The sequence below is a fragment of the Methanonatronarchaeum thermophilum genome (genome assembly GCF_002153915.1).
GTDB classification, from domain to species: Archaea; Halobacteriota; Methanonatronarchaeia; order Methanonatronarchaeales; family Methanonatronarchaeaceae; genus Methanonatronarchaeum; species Methanonatronarchaeum thermophilum.
In genome coordinates this window covers 123,333-141,156 of record NZ_MRZU01000003.1, presented here as the reverse complement: position 1 = coordinate 141,156, position 17,824 = coordinate 123,333, and the positions used below count along the sequence as shown (strand labels likewise).

Sequence of the window (17,824 nt, the reverse complement as noted above, 5' to 3'; positions counted from 1 at the left end):
ATTTCTATCTTAAACAGAAATCAAGTTTATTTATTTTTATTTTCATTTTTACACAAAAATTCAATATCCATCGAAATTGAGTTAAGTTTAGAGTGGTTTGAAAAATGTCCAAAGTCTACCTTTACCGTAAAAACAAAGAAAAAATAGAGTATGAATCCATCTTAGACGACATAGCATCAAAAATCAAACAAAAATTCAACCATAACGACAAAATAGCTTTGAAACTCCATTTCGGTGAAGAAGAAAGTGATACACACCTAAACCCAGAGTTGGTTAAATCACTTTACAACAGAATAAACAATCACGTCAAGAAAGCAGTTCTAATGGACTGCAACGTACTATATAAAAGCGATCGTTCTTTCGGTGAATCACATAAAAAAACAGCTAAAAAAAATGGATTCAATTTTGCACCAATCATAATAGCAGATGGTGAAGACGGAAAAGACGAAACTGAAATCGACATAAACTTAAAACACTTCGAAAAAGCAAGAATCGGGAAAAAACTCGAAAACTACAATGGAGTAATATCAATTGCACATTATACTGGGCACGATGCAACAGGAGTCGGTGGGAACCTAAAAAACATAGGCATGGGCCTAGGTAGTAAACCAGGAAAACTAGAAATGCACAACGCATTCGAACTAGAAGTAGACAAAGAAACCTGCACAGGATGTAAAAAATGCAATGATATCTGCCCAGAAAATGCAATACAAGTAAATAATAAAGCAGAAATCAACCAACAAACCTGCATAGGCTGTGGAAGCTGCGTAGGTTGGTGCCCAAAAGGAGCAGTAAAAATCCCATGGAGCAACTCAACATCAAAAGACCTACAAGAAAAAATAGTGGAATACGCCTACGCAGCATTAAAAAACAAAAAAACCTACCACATAAACGTACTCCTTAACATAACCGAACTATGCGACTGCGTAAACAAACCACAAAAACCAATCATACAAGACATCGGAATACTAGCATCAAACGACATCGTATCAATAGACCAAGCAAGCATCGACCTAACAGGAAAAAAATTCATACCAGAAAACATAAACCCCGAACACCAAACAAACTACGCAGAAAAAATCGGATTAGGAGAAAAAAAATACGAACTAATAGAAATCAACCACTAAAAACAAAAAAACCTACACACATAAACCACCTCCAATAACTTTCAGAAATTTAAGATAAATAAGACCTATCGTTCATCAATACTTTACTTTAAAATCACCGAACTCATTTTTATATTGTTCAGACCTCACTTCAACATTGGTTACTTCAGCTCTTTCAGGCCCTTCCCAACAAAAATCAATCATTTCATCCACCATATCATCATCTCCTTCAAAAACGGCTTCAACCCTACCATCAGGCAGGTTTTTCACCCAACCACCAACACCCTTTTCAACAGCATTATCTCTCGTAGTTGCCCTAAAAAATACACCTTGAACCTTCCCTTCAACAAAAACATGAACCCTCTTCTTAGACATACTAATCAACAATTAAACCTCAAACCTAAAAGATTTAATCCAAAACACAAATAAATAAAAACACAAAAAACGTTAGTGGCTTTCTATAATAAACAGATTAATTAAAAATCTTTTATAACTCACTCTAAAAATTCGATAGGAATAAATAGGTTTATAAACAAAAATAAGAAAATGGGGTTTTTAAGAGAGAAAAAACGTTAGTTTCCTCTCTTTAGGTAAATCTCCATTGAAGAGACGTTTGATTCTCCGCCTTCTTTGTTTTCAAGTGTTTCTGTAGAGATTTTTATATCTTCAACCTCAACATCTTCGAGGAACCTGTTTCTGACAACTTCTGCTGTGTCAACGGCTGTTGAAATGGCTCTACCTCTGGCTTTGATGACTACTTCATCGGATCCTTCGTTAAATTGGGTTGTTACTGCGAGCACGTAGCTCATTACTTCTTTGTTTCCTACATATACGACGTTATCTTCTGACATTTTGCGACCTCAATTGGTTTTTCTGACTTCTCCCACACCCTGGCTGAAAACAGCCTGTTTATTTAGGTGGGAGTTCTCCGGACATTGCCGGAGGCTTTGGGCCGAGTCAGTGCGGCCAACGCTGGACAATTAAAGAACTGTCCAGGAAATCAACATCCAAGAATGGACGTCGATTAATCATTAACGCGAACCACGACTTTAATCGTGGGAATTATCGCTGTATCAATCTAATTAATCTATGAATCACTTAAGCTTTTCGCACAACCAACAGTTTTTTTCAAAACCAACATAGATGTCTTACGCAACTAGGATTCAAAACCAAATTTTAATCATTATGTGTATGGCTTTGTTCTGTTATATTGTAAAGTATTGTTTTTTTGTTTTTTTGGTGGAATTATAAAATTCCAGGGGAACTCCCTGTTGTAGGGAGTTATTGGAACAGATTTTTATCCTTCTTTTTTTCCTCGGTTTCTTCCTCTTCTTCCTCTTTCTTTTTTGTTGGTATTGGTTTAACAATCATAACATCATTTGAAGCAAGTACCCATCGGTATGGCAATAGTATACCATTTGCACCGTCAAGCTGTTCCTCAAAATATGAGTTTAGATTCCCTACTGAAAGTTTCTCGACCTTACTATCTTCGATATTGAGGATTGCATCCTCAGTAGTTCCTACGAACATACCATCTCTTGTGTACACATCAACGTTTAGTAAATTAGTTAGTTCTAATTCCATTAATTCCACCACTCAAATATTATATATAAGATTTCTTGAAACCAGTTTATGGTTTATAAACAATTGTTATATAAAGCTATAGTAATTCAACATCCGTTTCCCTGAACCGTTCAAAACCGATGTCACTATACACTTGATTCAATAACACCCAAATTATGGGTTGAATTTGGATATGAAATCAAACATCGATTACTGGTTTAAACCCATTACACACTACTATGCTATTTTGTTTTATTAATGTTTACTGTTACCTTAAGGAATACCAACCCAAAAAAAGATGTAAACCTACAAAAAAAACAAAAGAATTTAGACTACCTCCATACCTACCAATACCAATAAAAACAAATTTTGGAATTTTCAAACAAAATCAGACCATGTAGTTTAAAACCAGATATACCTAACAATTATTGATAGGTGAGGAATTGATTATGCTATACTTTTTTTCACTTTCGGTTAGGTTAACACATACCTTTATTTAATATGACGGTTAATTTTTGTTTAGATAGAAAAGCCTCCAAACCCAAGGAGGGGGCCTATATATGAATAACAAAGTAGAAGAAGCATTAGAGGAGCTTAAGGGCTCCATTAGTGATTTCGATGAATCAGAGATAAGAGAAGAAGTTGAAGACCTAATTTTGAAATACAAAGTGCCTAAAGACCAAGCAGTGTCAACTATTCTTAGAAAACATACAGGTACAACGCGTAAAACAGTTGGACAAAAAAACATATCGGAACTGAACTCAGGTGATAGTGGAGTAGAGATTACCGGTAGAATTCTCCGGGTTGTTGACCGTGAAATAGAGGTTGATAGCGAACCTCGTTCAATACGATCTGGTACAATAGCTGATAAATCAGGATCAATAGATTTCACTGCATGGAGAGACTTCCCTTTTGAAGAAAACAGTGTTGTAGAGATTAAAAACGCATACGTAAAAGAATATCGAAACCGTCCAGAACTGCAGATAGGGGATTATGCAGAAATCCGGGAGCCAAGTGAATCAGACCTACCAACTGCTGAACAACTAAAAAAACCAATAAAAGTAGATCTAGACAATGTCGACAGAGTTTACACTGCAGAAGTAGAAGCCGAGATAGTTGAAGTTATGGAAAGAAGCGGGCTAATAATGAGATGTCCAGAGTGCAATCGAGTAACAATGGCAAGTGAATGTCAAGAACACGGAAAGGTTGACACAATACCCGACTTAAGAATAAAAGCCGTACTAGACGATGGAGTAGGTGCAATTCAAGCAACAATGCCGAAAGAGATAGTAGAAACCATGGTCGGTATAACCCTAGACGAAGCAATGGAAATGGCCAGAGAAGAAATGGACAAAACCGTAGTATACGAAGAAGTTAAAAAAGTCGTTGGAAAATCAATAGTAACAGTCGGAAGAGCAATAGGAAACAACTTCCTTGTAATGGACTACAAAGAAGTATCCTGGGACCCTGAAGAAAAAGCAAAACAAATACTACAACAAATCAAGGAGGCCTAAAAATGAGAGAAGTAGCAAAACGAGTATTCGCAAAAGAATACGCAGATTCAAACCTAGTCGTCAGAGACGGAAACACAGAATACGCACCATCCTACGTAATCACACCAACCGGAGCAAAATGCAACAGACTATACGTATCAGGAGTAATAACAGAAATCGAAAAAATGGGAGACGACGAAAGCTATAGAGCCAGAATATCAGACCCCACAGGCCAATTCCTGGTATTCGCAGGAGAATACCAACCAGAAGCAGCAAGATTCCTAGCAGAAGCAGAAACCCCATCATTCGTAACAATATACGGCAAAACAAACGTATATCGGCCAGACGAAGAAACCGTAATAACCTCAATACGACCAGAAAGCATAAACTACTGCAAAGAAATCGACAGAGACCGATGGATAGTAAAAACAGCAAAACAAACACTAAAAAGACTCCAAAACATCGACCAAAAAACAAAACAACACTACAACACAAACACAGAAAAATACCAAAAAATGACACAAAAAGCACTAGAAATCACAATAGGAATAGAACAACCAAAAAAAGAAACTGCACAACCTCAACAAGAAACTAAGCCACAGAAAACAGAGCCCCATACATCTGGTGAAGCCATTGATTTGGAAGAACCGGATAAAGAGCCTGAAGATTTTTTTAACCAACCTAAAAAAACAGAAGAACCTTCTGGTGATTTAGCAGGTTCCAATGAAATTGAAGATGAATTAGAGGAGTCTGAAGATGATTTCTTAGAGGAGATTATTTCAGGTGGTAAGAAAGACGATAAAAAGAAAGATGATGATAAGAAAGACGAGAGCGGAGATATAGAGGAGTGGGATTTAAGCGTTGATTGACATTAGGTTGTTTTAGTGGCCTTATATGGCCACTTCTTTAATTTTATCACTTGGTTAAGTTTTTTGTTAGATTTTTTTGTCTATCTGGTTGTTTATTATTGTTATTGTTTGTGATGCAAAGTACTCTCTTGGTCCTATAGAAATTTTTTTGGATTTATTTTTTAGTTGGTCTTTAGTTTTTTTAGGTATTCCTTTGTGATCTCCTACTATGAATACGGGGTTTTTTATGTTTACGTTTTTTATTTTCTCGCCATTTTTGTCCATTAGGTATATCTCTTGGTTGTCTGGTATCAGTTCGCTTATGTCTTTTTTACTTATCTGTATGTTGGAGTTTGTTGGATTACTCCATTCACAGCCAACCAAGGTATCGCTGTAGTTTAATGTTTTTTTAATCCAATGTCCTATGCTTCTTTCGTTCGGCCTGAGTCCCTGTATATTATTTCCATTGAATTTTAGTGATATAGGGGGGTTTGGTGGTCCATTTAGACAAACAGTAACTTCAACATCACTTCTAACCTCTCCTGATATCCATAGACTGGAGATTACCGATCTAGCTATTAAATCCATCCTACCACCGTCTCCAGGTAGGTCGTTTATATTGAAATCTCCATCTGTTCTTCCAGTATTGGAGTATAGAATATAACGTCGCATAAAGATACAATTATTTTTTAGTTGTTAAGTTCATTGCGCTATAAAAAAACCTTGGTTTTGTTTGGGTTGGTTGTATCGAAAGTTACTCTTTTTTGGAGGTATGATTGTTGTTTGTATTTTTATGAAGGATAGGGATCGTTATTGGAGGAAGGCTAAGAGAGAGGGATATAGGGCTCGAAGTGCTTATAAGCTTAAGCAGATAGATGAGCGTTTTGATTTGATTCAGAAGGGAGATAGTGTTGTTGACCTTGGAGCTGCTCCAGGTGGTTGGCTACAGGTTGCAAAGGAACTTTCTGTTGATGGTGTTGTTGTTGGCGTTGATTTAAATCGTATTAAAGAGATAGATGGTGTTGAAACGGTTGTAGGCGATATACGTGAAGATTCTACTTTAGAGTCTGTTCACGATATGGTGGGTGATGCTGACGTGGTTTTGTGCGATGCTTCACCGGATTTGTCTGGTAATTGGAGTATAGATCACAGTAGGTCGATAGAACTCGCAACTAATGCTTTAGATTTTGCTAGAAAAATATTGAAACCTAAAGGCAGTTTCGTAGTAAAAGTTTTCCAAGGAGATATGTACGATGATTTTTATAAAAAAGTTGATGGAGATTTTGGTTTTGTAAAAGGACATTCACCAGATGCTTCAAGAGAACAAAGCGCAGAGATATACGTAATTGCAAAAAATTATATTTCAGTCCCTGTAGAAAAAGGAGATATAGCTAAAGTTGAAGTTTTAGATCAAGGACATCAAGGAGATGGAATCGCCAAAATTAAGGATTTTGTCATTTTTGTCCCAAACACTACGGTCGGTGATTTCGTAAAAATAGAAATAACAGAAGTAACAGACAGATATGCTAAATCCAAAAAAATAGAATAAACCCAATACACCTAACCATAACTGGCTTTTACCTATAGCTCTTGAAAACATAAAATTGAAGCTAAAACACAATATTCGGTTGATTTAATTGGGTTGTTGAGTAAGTTTTATTGTTTGTTTGTAATTTAGGTTTGTTTGTGGTTGTTTCCGGGTCACCATACTTTGTATAGGCATCTATCGTCTTTTCCTTCTATTTTTTCTACATACCCGCAGGAACAACGTATCTCTTTCTTTTTAATGTCGGTTTCAAGTTTTTTACCGCATTTTTTACATTTCATTTTTCTATTTATATGTTTGGTTTTTGTTTAAATGAGTGTTCTTATTTTTTCGAGTTCGTTTATGCAGTTGTTTAAGTCTTTTTTGTATTTTTTTTGGAATTTATCCATGTTGTGTACTTTTGCTCCTTCTGTGGATGGCTCTATATATCCTTCTCTTTCAAGGACTCTTAGTGAATATCTTACTTTGTGTTTTGGGATCCCTGTTATCTCCGATAATTGCCCCATGCCAATTGGACCTTTTTTGTAGGCGACGTTAAGTACTTTAATGTGTCTATGAAGTAGTTTGACCTCTTTCTCTATGTTCTCAGTCAACATTGCAGTATTTACTTTATTTTTTAGGATTAATAGGTTTTTAATGAAAGTGGAAATTGATGGTGGGGATATAACCCCTAGGACTTTAGTTGCTCCTCCTTCTAAAAGCTATACGCACCGAGCTATTACAATAGCCGCTCTTGCTAGAGGTAAATCAATTATTAAGAATCCATTGTTATCTGAAGATACTTTAGCTACTGTAAGTGGATGTGAAGCGTTTGGAGCTAAAATTGAATTCCAGGAAGATAGGTTGGTTGTTGATGGATTTAATGGTTCTCCAAAAATCCCTGAAGACGTAATCGACCTTAAAAACTCCGGAACCTCCCTCCGATTTATATCAGGTGTTTCCACACACCTTGAAAAAGGATACTCTGTGTTAACTGGAGACAGTTCACTCAGGTCAAGGCCAAATAAACCATTAATCGATGCATACAACAAATTGGGAGCTAGAATTAAAAGCTCTAAACTAGATGGAACAGCTCCTTTAATTATCAATGGAAAACTAACTGGAGGATATGTAGATATACGAGGAGATATATCCAGCCAGTTCATTTCAAGCATACTAATAAATGTACCTTTAGCCAAAAAAGACAGCGAAATAGATGCAACAACCAAAATAAGATCCAAACCATACATCGATATAACACTTGAAGTAATGAAGAAAGCAGGTATAGATGTGGAAAAAGAAAAAAGAAACTACAAGGTTCAGGGAGATGAACAATACCAACCACTAGACATGACGATACCAGGCGATTTCTCCTCAGCAGCAAACATACTAGCTATAGGTGCAATTACAGACAAAAAAATAGAAATCAACGGACTACCACCCAGTGAACAAGGGGACGAAAAAATACTTGAACTACTCGAGAAGTTCGGAGCAAAAGTAACACGTAAAAACGATAAAATAACAGTAAAACCAAAACCACTAAAAGGAATAGAGATAGATGCCTCAAACATACCCGACCTACTACCAATACTATCAGTCATAGCCACACAAGCAGAAGGAAAAACCCGTATACATAACGTAGAGCACGCCAGATACAAAGAATCCGATAGAATAAAAGCAATGGCCAGCGAACTGAAAAAAATGGGTGCAGACATAAAAGAACACAAAGATGGCTTAACAATAAAACAATCCAAACTCAAAGGAAACAAACTAAAGGGATATGACGACCACAGAATCGTAATGGCACTATCAATAGCTGCAATAAAAGCAGAAGGAAAAACCCAAATCGATACAGCTGAATCAATAAAAATATCATATCCAAACTTCTTCAAACAACTCAAAAAAACTGGATTAACCATAAAAAAACATAAAGAAACAAAAAAACAAAAATAAAAAAAGGTATTCCATACCCTATTTTTCCCAAAAAAGTTAAATCTCTTGTTATTAAATCATTACGAGGTATGTTATCAAGAGAACAAATAAACCGGTATGACAGCGAAGGAATGTTAAAAGAACTCGAAATGTATCCAGAGATGTGCTTAAAAGCCTACCAAAAAACAGACATACAAATGGATCTCACCAACATTAAAAACATAGTTATAACCGGGATGGGTGGATCCGCAATAGGCGGATACATGCTAGAGAAACTATTAAGAAACAAGATCTCAACCCCAATCATCGTGAACAGAGACTACGACCTCCCTAAATATGTTGACAAAAAAACACTACTACTCACCGTAAGTTATTCAGGCAACACAAAAGAAACACTCAGCTCAATAAAAAAAGCCCTAAAAAAAGGATGCAAAATAGCCTGCATAACATCCAACGGCAAACTACAGAAAATCGCAGAAAAAAACAAAATAAAGACATTTCAACCTCCAACAGGGCTACAACCCCGCGCAGCATTCCCATACCTATTCATACCACTACTAAAAATCCTAGAAAACTCCAACCAAACAAAAAAACATGACATCGAAGAAACAATCAAAACACTAAAACAAATAAAAAAAACAAACCAACCAGAAACACCAATCGAAAAAAACATAGCCAAAAAAACAGCAAAAAACCTAAAAAACACAATCCCAGTGATATATGGATACCAAAAAATGGAGCCGGTTGCATACCGATGGAAATGCCAAATCAACGAAAACGCAAAACAATTCTCAATATTCAATAGATACCCAGAACTCAACCACAACGAGGTTGTCGGATGGAGCAATCCAATAACAAAAAACATGACCGTATGCCTAATAAGAGAACAAAACGAACCACAAAAAACAACCCAGCTAATAAACGCAACAAAAAATACATTTAAATACGCAAAAAATATAAATGAAATTAAAGCACCAGGAAAAACACCACTAACAAAAATGCTAAGCGGAGTATACATCGGAGACTACGTAAGCATATACCTAGCAACCCTAAACAAAGTAAACCCCACACCAGTAAAACCGATAACAAAAATAAAAAACAAACTAAAAAAAATGGAGGAACAAAAAAATGGATGAAATAGACAGAGAAACAGACAAAAAAATAGGATTATACGCACTAACATTCTCAATAATCATAGCAGTAATCTACGCAGCAACAATAAACATAATGGAACTATACGACATATACGGATTAACACTACTAGCAATAACACTAATACTAATACTAACATCAACAAAAATATTCGAAAAAACACTCACATAAAAAACACCAAAAACCAAAAAACGTTCCAAAAAAACAACACAACGACCAAAAAAAATCAGAGAACTATAAATCAAAAAAAGATAGATGGGATTTAAATATCTTCATGTAATCTCTTCTTCTCCAAACACCCACCATCTTTTTTATGTGGAGTCCTCCTAACAGAATCATTTTTCTTTTCAATCTCTCTAGCCTCTTCAGCAAGAACAGCAGCCTTCTTCAACATCTCATGAGAACTAGAGGCCAACCTAACATACCTTTCCCGATCATTGATCTTAAAACAAACCTTATGATTGATCTCAGCAACCCTGTTAGCGATTTCCAAAGCCGCAATAGCCTTAGATTCAGCATATGGATTCGAAAACTCATCCTCAACCGCTTTCTCAGGAGTTATAACACAACGAGGTAGGTAGGGATCGTCCAAATCAGAACCCACAAACCTGTCAATCTCAAGCTGAAGTTTACGGAAAGAACCACACAAAGACAAAACCTTCAAGACATTGGAATTAAAATCAGCCATCTCTACAAAATCCAAAAACTCACGTCTAGCACCGATTAAAGGATCACCTTTAACATAAATATAGCCTAAACCACTGTCCTCAACATCACCTTTACTACCTACACCAAAGTAATCACTAACAACAATACAAGGCAAACCACTTTCAACAGCAAGTTCACGAGCCTTAGCAGGACCCGGCATACTTGGGTTAGGGGAAACCAAAATAAGACAATCCAAATCAAACTCCAACAAACACTTCATAACCGACATACAATCATCAACACCCATCTTAGAGCCAGAACCAACTACCCTTACATCAACATCTTCACGATCAGCCCGTTCATCAAACAAAGCGTCAACAAACGAAGAACCAATAAAACCAAACTTACCAATTCCAACCAACATAAAAACACCATAAACAAACTAATTAAACAATTAACTAAATAAATACCTAATAATCAAACCATGAAACTTCAACATATACAAAGAATATATCTAACCTACACATCATTAAATCAAACCCAAAAAAACACAATGAAACCAATAACTAAAGTAGATATCTAAACAATACAAAAAAAACCCCTTTTTCAAAAAACCAAACCAAAAATTTAGGAGTAAAACAAATGAACCAAAACGCAGATAAATCTAAATGGCTAAATCTTGCACTAAACGTTATCACAATAATACTAGGCCTTTTTTTCGTATACCTATCCTTCAACTTTCTAACAATATACCTACTTGAAATAGAGATATTTCCAAATATAGAATACTCCTTCCCATATATGGCAATAACATCCGCCATAATCTCTTTACTATTCGCTATATTCGTTTTCTCATTCGTACTAAGGCCAAACAGAATAACAGATAAAATAGAAGAATGGTCAGAACTTGACCTATCTAGATACATAGACGGCGTCATGCTGATGCTACTAGTACTAACAATATGGTTCATATTCGGAAACTCAATAGCAGACGGTATATTAGCATTCGAACTCAGAACAATCGTCGGAATGGAGATAACAGAGCTTTTCGAACTAACAATGGAATCACTAATAATAAACTCAGCACTAATGTTCATACCATTCGTTTTAATCCCAATATTATGGGTCAAATTCATAAACAACGGAAACTACAAAAAATACCTCGGACTACACACCGAAAACCTAACCAAAAACATAATACTTGGAATCATATTCGCAGCAATAACACTGCTCCTCGCATTCCTACTAACCCAAACACTATCAATATTCGGAATAGAAGAACAAAACCTCCTATTCGAAGAAATGGTAGCACTAGGCCCAATAATGGCATTAATAATCTCCCTATCAGCAGGAATAGCCGAAGAAATATTCTTCAGAGGCTACCTACAAACAAGAATAGGACTGGTACCAGCAGCCATACTATTCGCATTAGTACACGCAAGCTATGGAGTAATAATCCAAATCATAGGCCCATTAATAATGGGACTAGTAATAGGATACCTCTACCTAAAAACACAAAGCGTAATAGGCCCAATAATAGCACACACACTATACAACCTAACAGTCCTATTAACAGCCATCTACATCATCTAACATAACCCCCTAAAAAGGGGTTCCATCTCCTCAAATAACCTATAAATCACCTCCATAACTACTAGATATAGAACCACAGTCGCAGTAGGGAGTTCAAGCAAAAAAACAGGTATCTCCGCAACAAACATTAAAACCTTATTATAGGGTTGCTAAAGACCCGCTTAGATATAAATCCCTTCTATTTTGTTTTGTATTTTTATTATGAATTACGAGTTTAGAATCCCAATCTGTTTAATGGTTTGTCTTTTTAATCGGAACTATGAATAGAGAATTCTAGAAAACATCAAGTAACTGTAGAATAATACCTAAAATCATGATTGAAGTAGGCTGTCCTACCTGTGGTAAAACAAATGAATGTGAAATAACTGAAAAGCCATTTGAAGACCCTGTAACATGCTGTACTTGGATTTTTATTGGCATACTTCCAGAAGAACCTAGAGTCCATGAATACAGGCCAACAGACGTAGTGGAAAACTGCCAAAGTCTCATAGTACATAGTGGAGGCAAAGGTGAGATATTCGCTGTAAACAAAGAAGAAGCAATAGAGTATAACGAAAACCTGTGAGGTTATAGCCTAAAAATGATAATAGAACAATTAATAGCGATTACAGGAGGCATGTTGTTAGGTCTATCACTAGCAGCTCCACCAGGACCTATAAACGCAGTTATAGCAGAAGAAAGTGTTTTTAATGGATGGAGATCAGGATTTAAATCAGGGTTGGGAGCTCTATCTGCAGACATACTATTCTTCATACTAGCTCTATTCGGAGCTACAACAATCATATACAATTCAAACACCCTTCAAGCAATAATAATGGCGATTGGAGGGATAATAATGGTTTATATCTCCTATGGAGCATATAAAGGAGCCAAAAACCTCATAAAAACATATAAAACAAGTGGAAAAGGATTTTATAAAACCTTTACTCTTTCACTAACAAATCCATACCAAATAATTTGGTGGCTAACAGTAGGAGTTACAATACTACAAACAGGGAACATAAACGTAGTTGGATTAAACATCCAAACAGGAAGCATTTTATTAATAGTTGGATTCTTCTTAGGAATACTACTCTGGATAACAACCTTCCCTGCAATAATGCAAATAGGCGCCGAAAAAAGTGAAACATTTCAAAAAACAATCGGATATCTCAGCGCCATCATACTTCTAGTATTCGGAATAATCTTTTTATACAGCTCAATAAACCTAATCATCTAAAAACAAAAAATAAACGTGATACATATGAACATAATCTGTCTAGACCTTGAAAGCATACTGATCCCAGAGATATGGGAAGAAGTCGCAGAAGAAACCGGAATAGAAGAACTAGAACTAACAACCAGAGACATAAAAGACTACAACGAACTTATGGCACATAGATATCAAGTGCTTAGAGAAAACAAAATAGACCTACAATACATAAAAAAAGTAATAAAAACTATAGAACCTCTAGAAGGAGCTCCTGAATTTGTTAAATGGGCAAGAAACAACGCACAAGTAGCAATACTAACAGACTCTTTCTACGAATTCATAAACCCAATAATGGAAGAATTCAATAAACCAATGGTATTCGCCAGAACACTAAAATGGGACGAACAAGGATACCTAGATGGATACACACCACCCAAAAACATCGATATAAAACTAACAGCCATAAAAACATTCAACAAAATAAACCTAAACACAATAGCAGTAGGAGACAGCTTCAACGACCTAACGATGCTAAGAGAAGCTAACAAAGGATACCTATACAAACCATCCAAAGACGTCAAACAAAACGTAGACGACATAGAAAAAAAACACAACTACCAAGAACTAAAACAAGCAATAAAAAAACAACTATAAACCACCCAACCCACATATGATAAACAAATCATATGTGGGTGAATTTCCCAACAAAACCCTCATCAACTCCACACCTTATTCTAAACCAAAAAAAACCAACCCTAAACTCTTTTTAAACTCTTAAAAGCCAGGGAGGTATCACCCAATTTAAGAAGTTAATACGCTTACAGTACCACCTGAAGGCTCATGAACCACACGAATTTCAATTTCATCAACTACCTCATCTGTAAATTCTTCATCAAACTCAACCACACTACTAATTCTTTCACCAACAGACCACTCTACATCAACACCATCCCAATCAGACAGACTAGTTGAATTCATCATATCGGTGTCATTCAAATTAGTAATTATGATTGAAGTATCCTGTGCATCTAAAGAACTACCAGACTCATGCAGCAACTTAACCTCAACACCCTCTTCATCTAAATCAACTTCATCAACAGCAATATAAGCCTGAGGAGTAGCCTCAGGAACCGAAACCACACCAAACACAAAAGCAGCCACAATTGCAGCCATCAAAACAACAATCGCAACCATCAATATCTCACCAACAACCGGACTAACACCCTCCTCACTCTTAAACAACCTTAAAATACCATCAATAATCAAATATAACCCACCAAAATATCCAATACTCCTTCCAACAATAAATTAAACAAAAAACATATTTAGGTTTTTCCTAAAAACAACCAAAACAACACACAAAAAAATAAAAAAAATAAAAAAACTAGTAATCATTTACACTAAAATATCTTCAACCTCGTTACCACCAAAAACAATATACAAGTCATAAAAGACTTCATCTCAATTATCATTTTTAGGATATACACTTAAGCAATATATACACCTAAGCCAAATCCAATCCATCACATTCTACGAATTCAGACTCCACACCTTTATTTTCCTTAGCACCTACACAATCCGGTCCACAATCTGAAGTTAACTTACAAAAATCTTCCCCAGTATTAACAGACCCATCGGTTTGGTTTTCCACATCTGCAGTTGTATTGTCTAATCCCTTGTTAGCTGTAATTTTGTTTTCCTCATGAATATTAGAATTACAAACTGGACTATTCTCCTCATCTGCAGTTGTATTGTCTAATCCCTTGTTAGCTGTAGTGTTGTTAAATTCATCGCCATTAGTTGTGTTGCCTATTGTGTTGTTTTCATTGGTTTTGGTTGAGTTGTTTAGTTCTTTTTCGTTTGTTTTGTTGTCGTTTGGGTTGGTGTTTGTTGGGTCATTTGTTCTGTTGTTGGTGTTTTCATTTGTTTGTTTTGTTGGTGTTTCTGGTTGTTGTGGGGTTTTTTCTAGATTTATTGTGATTGTGTTGAGATTGTCGTAAAATTTGTTTGTTTTTTCTGTATCTGTTTGTTTTGCTGTGTATGTTATCTCTATTATGTTTTGGTCTGTTGTTTCTGTTTTAGTTGTGAATTCATTGGTGATTTTTAAGTGTTGGTTTGGTTCGAGTGTTTCTAGGTATATTTTTTCGTTAGTTTGTGTTAGGTTTTTTTCGATTTGTATTTGATTTATCTTTTGTGTGCCGTCGTATTTTGTTATATTTAAAATATAGTTTATGTTGTTTTCGTTATCGTTTTGTATTTGTGTTGTTTGGTGTATTTCTGCTTTGTTTGTTCCGATGTTTTTGATTGTGGTGTTTATTGTTTCAGTGTTTTGTATTTCTTGAGTTATTTTTGTATTTAGTGGGTTTTGGAGGTTTTCTAGATCCGATCCAGCTGCTATGTCTATGGTTCCTGCGTTTAGTATGTTTTGGGAGTTTTCTGTATCAGTGAATGTTGAATGTGTGGTTCCTGTGAAAGCTAAACAGATTACCCCAACTATAATTAAGCTGAATAGGAATTTTTTGACCATCATTGTAATCTACTTAACTAGAGGTCTATTTTTTTAATAATAAGGAGATATGGAACTTAATAAGGTAAATAAAAAAAGTTAAATTTCTACTTCCTTTCAAAATGTTTTTAAGAAAGGCTTTAATGTTAAGTTATATCCAGAATTTTTTTCCGGAAAATAAATAACAACTTATCGGATTAATTCGAAAATCATTGATTAAAGATTCTAAATTAAATTAGAACTCAAATTTTAATTTTAAATTATTTTAAATGGAAAAATTAGGATAAAAAAATAGTAGATATCGAAGTTTTGTTTAAATTAAAATAAATATATAAATTTTTTTAGTGTTATTTTTTGATGTTCTAAGAAATCTCGATTCTATATTTAAAAAAAAGGGTTGTTTTAAAACCCTCTTTTATCTAAAAGTTTGAAAAAAACGGATGTCATTGTTTTTCTTTCTTCTTCTGATGCAACATTCCATAGATCTTTCATTAATTGCTCTTCAGGTGTTGAAGCACAAATACTTTTTGAAAGGTGATCTGCAAGTCTTCTACCAATTTTTTGGATTCTTTCTTCAGACATACCCAATTTTTCTGCTGATTTAATCCCATTATGAAGTCTGTCTAACCAGGCATCCCAATCACCTGTATAATCAATTGCACTAATACATTTTTCTTCATCAGTTTTTCCTTTCATTATGAATATAATTTAACATATAAACTATATAACATTAACTAATCTAATATACACAATTAATATTTACATGATTTCGTTGTTGTCTTGATGTTTTTTTTTTAGGTGGTGGGAAACAAATAAAAGTATTTGAGAATAAGTATGGAAAGAGGTTTGTGGACAAGATTTTTACATTCTGTGTTTTAGTAGATCTAACGGAGGTTTGTAGTTCCTGAGAGGTTTTTCTTGTCTACGTTAATGTTGCGGGGGTTGCCGAGCATGGCCAAAGGCGCAGCGTTGAGGGCGCTGTCCCGTAGGGGTTCGCGAGTTCGAATCTCGCCCCCCGCACTATCTTCTATTAAAGGTTTTTTTCCGTTTTGCTTTTCTGTTTTTTATAGTTATTTTTGGGTTTTTAGAGATGTTTTGAAGGGTAAAAAGAAGTTTTGAATGCTTATTTTAAATTTTAATTTGCTTTTTTATTTGAGAGGTTATGCTAGGATTACGTCGTTTATTATTAGGGTGGTGGCTATTAGGAGGTTTATTATTATGAATATCCATTTGATTTGGCGTGAGCTTAGGCTTTCCACCATAAATTTCGAGCCTGCTAGGCTGCCAGTTATTACTGCTAAGATGCTGGCTATCCATAAGGTCCATTCTGGTTCAGCATGGAGGGATAAGTATGCTATGAGACTGCTTCCCTGTGAACATGCTACTGCGAAGGATGATATTGCGGCTGCTGTTTTGATTTTTACACCAATGGTGTATAGTAATGGGACGATGAAGGTTCCTCCTCCTCTTCCGATAATTGCTGTAAAAAAACCTAGAGATGCGCCTCCAGAAAGACCTATAACCAGGTTTTTTTTGTTAAACTTTTTATTTTGGATATTGATTGTTTTTTCAAATAGGAGAGGTATGACTGATAGTGCTGTGAAACATGCTAGAATGAAGATTATGTGTTTTTCGGGTATGTTTAGTTGAAAATAAGCTCCTAAAGGCGAAAAAATCAGCATTGTTAAGCCTAAAGGAATAGCTATACGCCAATTTAATATTTTTTTCCAGCTGTAGTTTGCCATTGCAATTGAACTTGTTAAGAAACCTAAAAATATAGATAGAGGTATAGCTTGGGTTTTGAGGTCGAAACCCATCCAGAAAAATAAGGGTGTGTAGAGTGTTCCTCCACTTCTCCCTAGCATTGAGAATAAAAAAGCGATGGCTGATAGAACAATTGGTACACTTAATATCGAAATCATTATCTAGACCTCAATATTATTTTAGTCAATACTTTTTAAGCTAGTTAATTTAAACAATAAATAATTAGTGTAAAACTTTATTAATTAATTTAAAAACTAGCTATTTACTTTGATAAAAATAATCCAGAAAAAATAGTTGCCAAAAAATAACTACACTCAACCCACTAAAACTTCTTTAAAAAAACATTATAAAAACTTGATATGTTTAAGGACTTAATTTCCAATGATCTCACATCAAAAAATTTGTTGAGGCCACTTTCCCATAAAGGTTCGCGAGTTTAAATTTTACCTTATATCTCGTTAAAAACTTCCTTGATATTTTTACTTTAATCTTTAAATTGTTT

22 protein-coding genes and 1 tRNA gene are annotated in these 17,824 nt (G+C 35.1%); 12 read left to right on the top strand and 11 right to left on the bottom strand.

Annotated features, from left to right (window positions below):
• Positions 1-104 precede the first annotated feature (104 nt).
• Positions 105-1,127 carry a DUF362 domain-containing protein gene (locus tag AMET1_RS01895; protein ID WP_086636794.1) on the top strand — a complete coding sequence of 341 codons (1,023 nt, stop codon included), beginning with the start codon at positions 105-107 and terminating at the stop codon, positions 1,125-1,127.
• Positions 1,128-1,202: 75 nt separating this feature from the next.
• Here the strand turns inward: AMET1_RS01895 and AMET1_RS01890 are convergent, their stop codons facing one another.
• The 3 genes from AMET1_RS01890 to AMET1_RS01880 form a co-directional block, all read right to left on the bottom strand.
• Positions 1,203-1,481 (bottom strand): acylphosphatase, encoded by a 279-nt coding sequence (locus AMET1_RS01890; protein ID WP_086637362.1) that lies wholly within the window; start codon positions 1,479-1,481, stop codon positions 1,203-1,205.
• 197 nt (positions 1,482-1,678) lie between these two features.
• A complete protein-coding gene (gene albA, locus AMET1_RS01885; protein ID WP_086636793.1) occupies positions 1,679-1,957 on the bottom strand; it encodes a DNA-binding protein Alba in 279 nt (92 codons plus the stop codon).
• 430 nt (positions 1,958-2,387) lie between these two features.
• Positions 2,388-2,690: a PRC-barrel domain-containing protein gene (locus AMET1_RS01880; protein WP_086636792.1), complete on the bottom strand. Its 303-nt coding sequence runs from the start codon at positions 2,688-2,690 to the stop codon at positions 2,388-2,390.
• A 539-nt stretch (positions 2,691-3,229) separates the two neighbouring features.
• Here AMET1_RS01880 and AMET1_RS01875 point away from each other — a divergent pair.
• A complete protein-coding gene (locus tag AMET1_RS01875) occupies positions 3,230-4,183 on the top strand; it encodes a hypothetical protein (protein WP_086636791.1) in 954 nt (317 codons plus the stop codon).
• 2 nt (positions 4,184-4,185) lie between these two features.
• Complete coding sequence (locus AMET1_RS07975) at positions 4,186-5,031, top strand: hypothetical protein (protein WP_201721238.1); 846 nt, start codon at positions 4,186-4,188, stop codon at positions 5,029-5,031.
• 66 nt (positions 5,032-5,097) lie between these two features.
• On the opposite strand, the gene AMET1_RS01865 is transcribed toward AMET1_RS07975, so the two are convergent.
• Positions 5,098-5,682, bottom strand: coding sequence for a hypothetical protein (locus tag AMET1_RS01865; protein ID WP_086636790.1), 585 nt, complete (start codon positions 5,680-5,682; stop codon positions 5,098-5,100).
• A 100-nt stretch (positions 5,683-5,782) separates the two neighbouring features.
• On the opposite strand from AMET1_RS01865, the gene AMET1_RS01860 reads away from it, so the two are divergent.
• A complete protein-coding gene (locus AMET1_RS01860) occupies positions 5,783-6,559 on the top strand; it encodes a 23S rRNA (uridine(2552)-2'-O)-methyltransferase (protein ID WP_201721237.1) in 777 nt (258 codons plus the stop codon).
• Between the two features lie 152 nt (positions 6,560-6,711).
• Here AMET1_RS01860 and AMET1_RS08080 read toward each other — a convergent pair whose 3' ends face one another.
• A complete protein-coding gene (locus AMET1_RS08080; RefSeq protein WP_269087987.1) occupies positions 6,712-6,837 on the bottom strand; it encodes a hypothetical protein in 126 nt (41 codons plus the stop codon).
• Positions 6,838-6,864: 27 nt separating this feature from the next.
• Positions 6,865-7,152, bottom strand: coding sequence for a winged helix-turn-helix transcriptional regulator (locus AMET1_RS01855; RefSeq protein WP_086636789.1), 288 nt, complete (start codon positions 7,150-7,152; stop codon positions 6,865-6,867).
• Positions 7,153-7,192: 40 nt separating this feature from the next.
• Here AMET1_RS01855 and aroA point away from each other — a divergent pair, with 40 nt between their 5' ends.
• From aroA to AMET1_RS01840, 3 genes are all read left to right on the top strand, one after another.
• On the top strand, positions 7,193-8,488 hold the full coding sequence (gene aroA, locus AMET1_RS01850; protein ID WP_086636788.1) for a 3-phosphoshikimate 1-carboxyvinyltransferase: 1,296 nt from the start codon (positions 7,193-7,195) through the stop codon (positions 8,486-8,488).
• 68 nt (positions 8,489-8,556) lie between these two features.
• Positions 8,557-9,603 (top strand): bifunctional phosphoglucose/phosphomannose isomerase, encoded by a 1,047-nt coding sequence (locus tag AMET1_RS01845; protein WP_086636787.1) that lies wholly within the window; start codon positions 8,557-8,559, stop codon positions 9,601-9,603.
• On the top strand, positions 9,596-9,790 hold the full coding sequence (locus AMET1_RS01840) for a hypothetical protein (protein WP_086636786.1): 195 nt from the start codon (positions 9,596-9,598) through the stop codon (positions 9,788-9,790). Before AMET1_RS01845 ends, AMET1_RS01840 begins: the two co-directional genes overlap by 8 nt.
• A 91-nt stretch (positions 9,791-9,881) precedes the next feature.
• Here the strand turns inward: AMET1_RS01840 and AMET1_RS01835 are convergent, their stop codons facing one another.
• Entirely contained in the window at positions 9,882-10,691 is an 810-nt protein-coding gene (locus AMET1_RS01835; RefSeq protein ID WP_086636785.1) for a F420-dependent methylenetetrahydromethanopterin dehydrogenase, read from the bottom strand.
• A gap of 218 nt (positions 10,692-10,909) precedes the next feature.
• On the opposite strand from AMET1_RS01835, the gene AMET1_RS01830 reads away from it, so the two are divergent.
• The 4 genes from AMET1_RS01830 to thrH all read left to right on the top strand — a co-directional run bounded on the left by AMET1_RS01830 (position 10,910) and on the right by thrH (position 13,706).
• Positions 10,910-11,860, top strand: a complete 951-nt coding sequence (locus AMET1_RS01830; protein ID WP_086636784.1) for a CPBP family intramembrane glutamic endopeptidase — start codon at positions 10,910-10,912, stop codon at positions 11,858-11,860.
• 313 nt (positions 11,861-12,173) lie between these two features.
• Positions 12,174-12,425, top strand: coding sequence for a hypothetical protein (locus AMET1_RS01825; protein ID WP_086636783.1), 252 nt, complete (start codon positions 12,174-12,176; stop codon positions 12,423-12,425).
• Positions 12,426-12,440: 15 nt separating this feature from the next.
• Positions 12,441-13,079: a LysE family translocator gene (locus tag AMET1_RS01820; protein WP_086636782.1), complete on the top strand. Its 639-nt coding sequence runs from the start codon at positions 12,441-12,443 to the stop codon at positions 13,077-13,079.
• A 24-nt stretch (positions 13,080-13,103) separates the two neighbouring features.
• Complete coding sequence (gene thrH / locus AMET1_RS01815; RefSeq protein WP_086636781.1) at positions 13,104-13,706, top strand: bifunctional phosphoserine phosphatase/homoserine phosphotransferase ThrH; 603 nt, start codon at positions 13,104-13,106, stop codon at positions 13,704-13,706.
• A gap of 147 nt (positions 13,707-13,853) precedes the next feature.
• On the opposite strand, the gene AMET1_RS01810 is transcribed toward thrH, so the two are convergent.
• From AMET1_RS01810 to AMET1_RS01800, 3 genes are all read right to left on the bottom strand, one after another.
• Positions 13,854-14,318: a type IV pilin N-terminal domain-containing protein gene (locus AMET1_RS01810; RefSeq protein WP_143406802.1), complete on the bottom strand. Its 465-nt coding sequence runs from the start codon at positions 14,316-14,318 to the stop codon at positions 13,854-13,856.
• A 238-nt stretch (positions 14,319-14,556) separates the two neighbouring features.
• Positions 14,557-15,582 (bottom strand): SipW-dependent-type signal peptide-containing protein, encoded by a 1,026-nt coding sequence (locus AMET1_RS01805; protein WP_086636780.1) that lies wholly within the window; start codon positions 15,580-15,582, stop codon positions 14,557-14,559.
• A gap of 378 nt (positions 15,583-15,960) precedes the next feature.
• Positions 15,961-16,254: a DUF3243 family protein gene (locus AMET1_RS01800; protein WP_086636779.1), complete on the bottom strand. Its 294-nt coding sequence runs from the start codon at positions 16,252-16,254 to the stop codon at positions 15,961-15,963.
• A gap of 239 nt (positions 16,255-16,493) precedes the next feature.
• Between AMET1_RS01800 and AMET1_RS01795 the strand changes: the two genes are divergently transcribed.
• Positions 16,494-16,578: transfer RNA gene (locus AMET1_RS01795), tRNA-Leu, on the top strand.
• 140 nt (positions 16,579-16,718) lie between these two features.
• Here the strand turns inward: AMET1_RS01795 and AMET1_RS01790 are convergent.
• Positions 16,719-17,480 (bottom strand): sulfite exporter TauE/SafE family protein, encoded by a 762-nt coding sequence (locus AMET1_RS01790; RefSeq protein WP_086636778.1) that lies wholly within the window; start codon positions 17,478-17,480, stop codon positions 16,719-16,721.
• Positions 17,481-17,824 lie beyond the last annotated feature (344 nt).

Excerpts from the sequence above, each read along its gene's own strand:
- AMET1_RS01895 (WP_086636794.1), top strand. The coding sequence starts at position 105 with ATGTCCAAAGTCTACCTTTACCGTAAAAACAAAGAAAAAATAGAGTAT.
- AMET1_RS01890 (WP_086637362.1), bottom strand. The coding sequence starts at position 1,481 with ATGTCTAAGAAGAGGGTTCATGTTTTTGTTGAAGGGAAGGTTCAAGGT.
- albA (WP_086636793.1), bottom strand. The coding sequence starts at position 1,957 with ATGTCAGAAGATAACGTCGTATATGTAGGAAACAAAGAAGTAATGAGC.
- AMET1_RS01880 (WP_086636792.1), bottom strand. The coding sequence starts at position 2,690 with ATGGAATTAGAACTAACTAATTTACTAAACGTTGATGTGTACACAAGA.
- AMET1_RS01875 (WP_086636791.1), top strand. The coding sequence starts at position 3,230 with ATGAATAACAAAGTAGAAGAAGCATTAGAGGAGCTTAAGGGCTCCATT.
- AMET1_RS07975 (WP_201721238.1), top strand. The coding sequence starts at position 4,186 with ATGAGAGAAGTAGCAAAACGAGTATTCGCAAAAGAATACGCAGATTCA.
- AMET1_RS01865 (WP_086636790.1), bottom strand. The coding sequence starts at position 5,682 with ATGCGACGTTATATTCTATACTCCAATACTGGAAGAACAGATGGAGAT.
- AMET1_RS01860 (WP_201721237.1), top strand. The coding sequence starts at position 5,783 with ATGATTGTTGTTTGTATTTTTATGAAGGATAGGGATCGTTATTGGAGG.
- AMET1_RS08080 (WP_269087987.1), bottom strand. The coding sequence starts at position 6,837 with ATGAAATGTAAAAAATGCGGTAAAAAACTTGAAACCGACATTAAAAAG.
- AMET1_RS01855 (WP_086636789.1), bottom strand. The coding sequence starts at position 7,152 with ATGTTGACTGAGAACATAGAGAAAGAGGTCAAACTACTTCATAGACAC.
- aroA (WP_086636788.1), top strand. The coding sequence starts at position 7,193 with ATGAAAGTGGAAATTGATGGTGGGGATATAACCCCTAGGACTTTAGTT.
- AMET1_RS01845 (WP_086636787.1), top strand. The coding sequence starts at position 8,557 with ATGTTATCAAGAGAACAAATAAACCGGTATGACAGCGAAGGAATGTTA.
- AMET1_RS01840 (WP_086636786.1), top strand. The coding sequence starts at position 9,596 with ATGGATGAAATAGACAGAGAAACAGACAAAAAAATAGGATTATACGCA.
- AMET1_RS01835 (WP_086636785.1), bottom strand. The coding sequence starts at position 10,691 with ATGTTGGTTGGAATTGGTAAGTTTGGTTTTATTGGTTCTTCGTTTGTT.
- AMET1_RS01830 (WP_086636784.1), top strand. The coding sequence starts at position 10,910 with ATGAACCAAAACGCAGATAAATCTAAATGGCTAAATCTTGCACTAAAC.
- AMET1_RS01825 (WP_086636783.1), top strand. The coding sequence starts at position 12,174 with ATGATTGAAGTAGGCTGTCCTACCTGTGGTAAAACAAATGAATGTGAA.
- AMET1_RS01820 (WP_086636782.1), top strand. The coding sequence starts at position 12,441 with ATGATAATAGAACAATTAATAGCGATTACAGGAGGCATGTTGTTAGGT.
- thrH (WP_086636781.1), top strand. The coding sequence starts at position 13,104 with ATGAACATAATCTGTCTAGACCTTGAAAGCATACTGATCCCAGAGATA.
- AMET1_RS01805 (WP_086636780.1), bottom strand. The coding sequence starts at position 15,582 with ATGATGGTCAAAAAATTCCTATTCAGCTTAATTATAGTTGGGGTAATC.
- AMET1_RS01800 (WP_086636779.1), bottom strand. The coding sequence starts at position 16,254 with ATGAAAGGAAAAACTGATGAAGAAAAATGTATTAGTGCAATTGATTAT.
- AMET1_RS01790 (WP_086636778.1), bottom strand. The coding sequence starts at position 17,480 with ATGATTTCGATATTAAGTGTACCAATTGTTCTATCAGCCATCGCTTTT.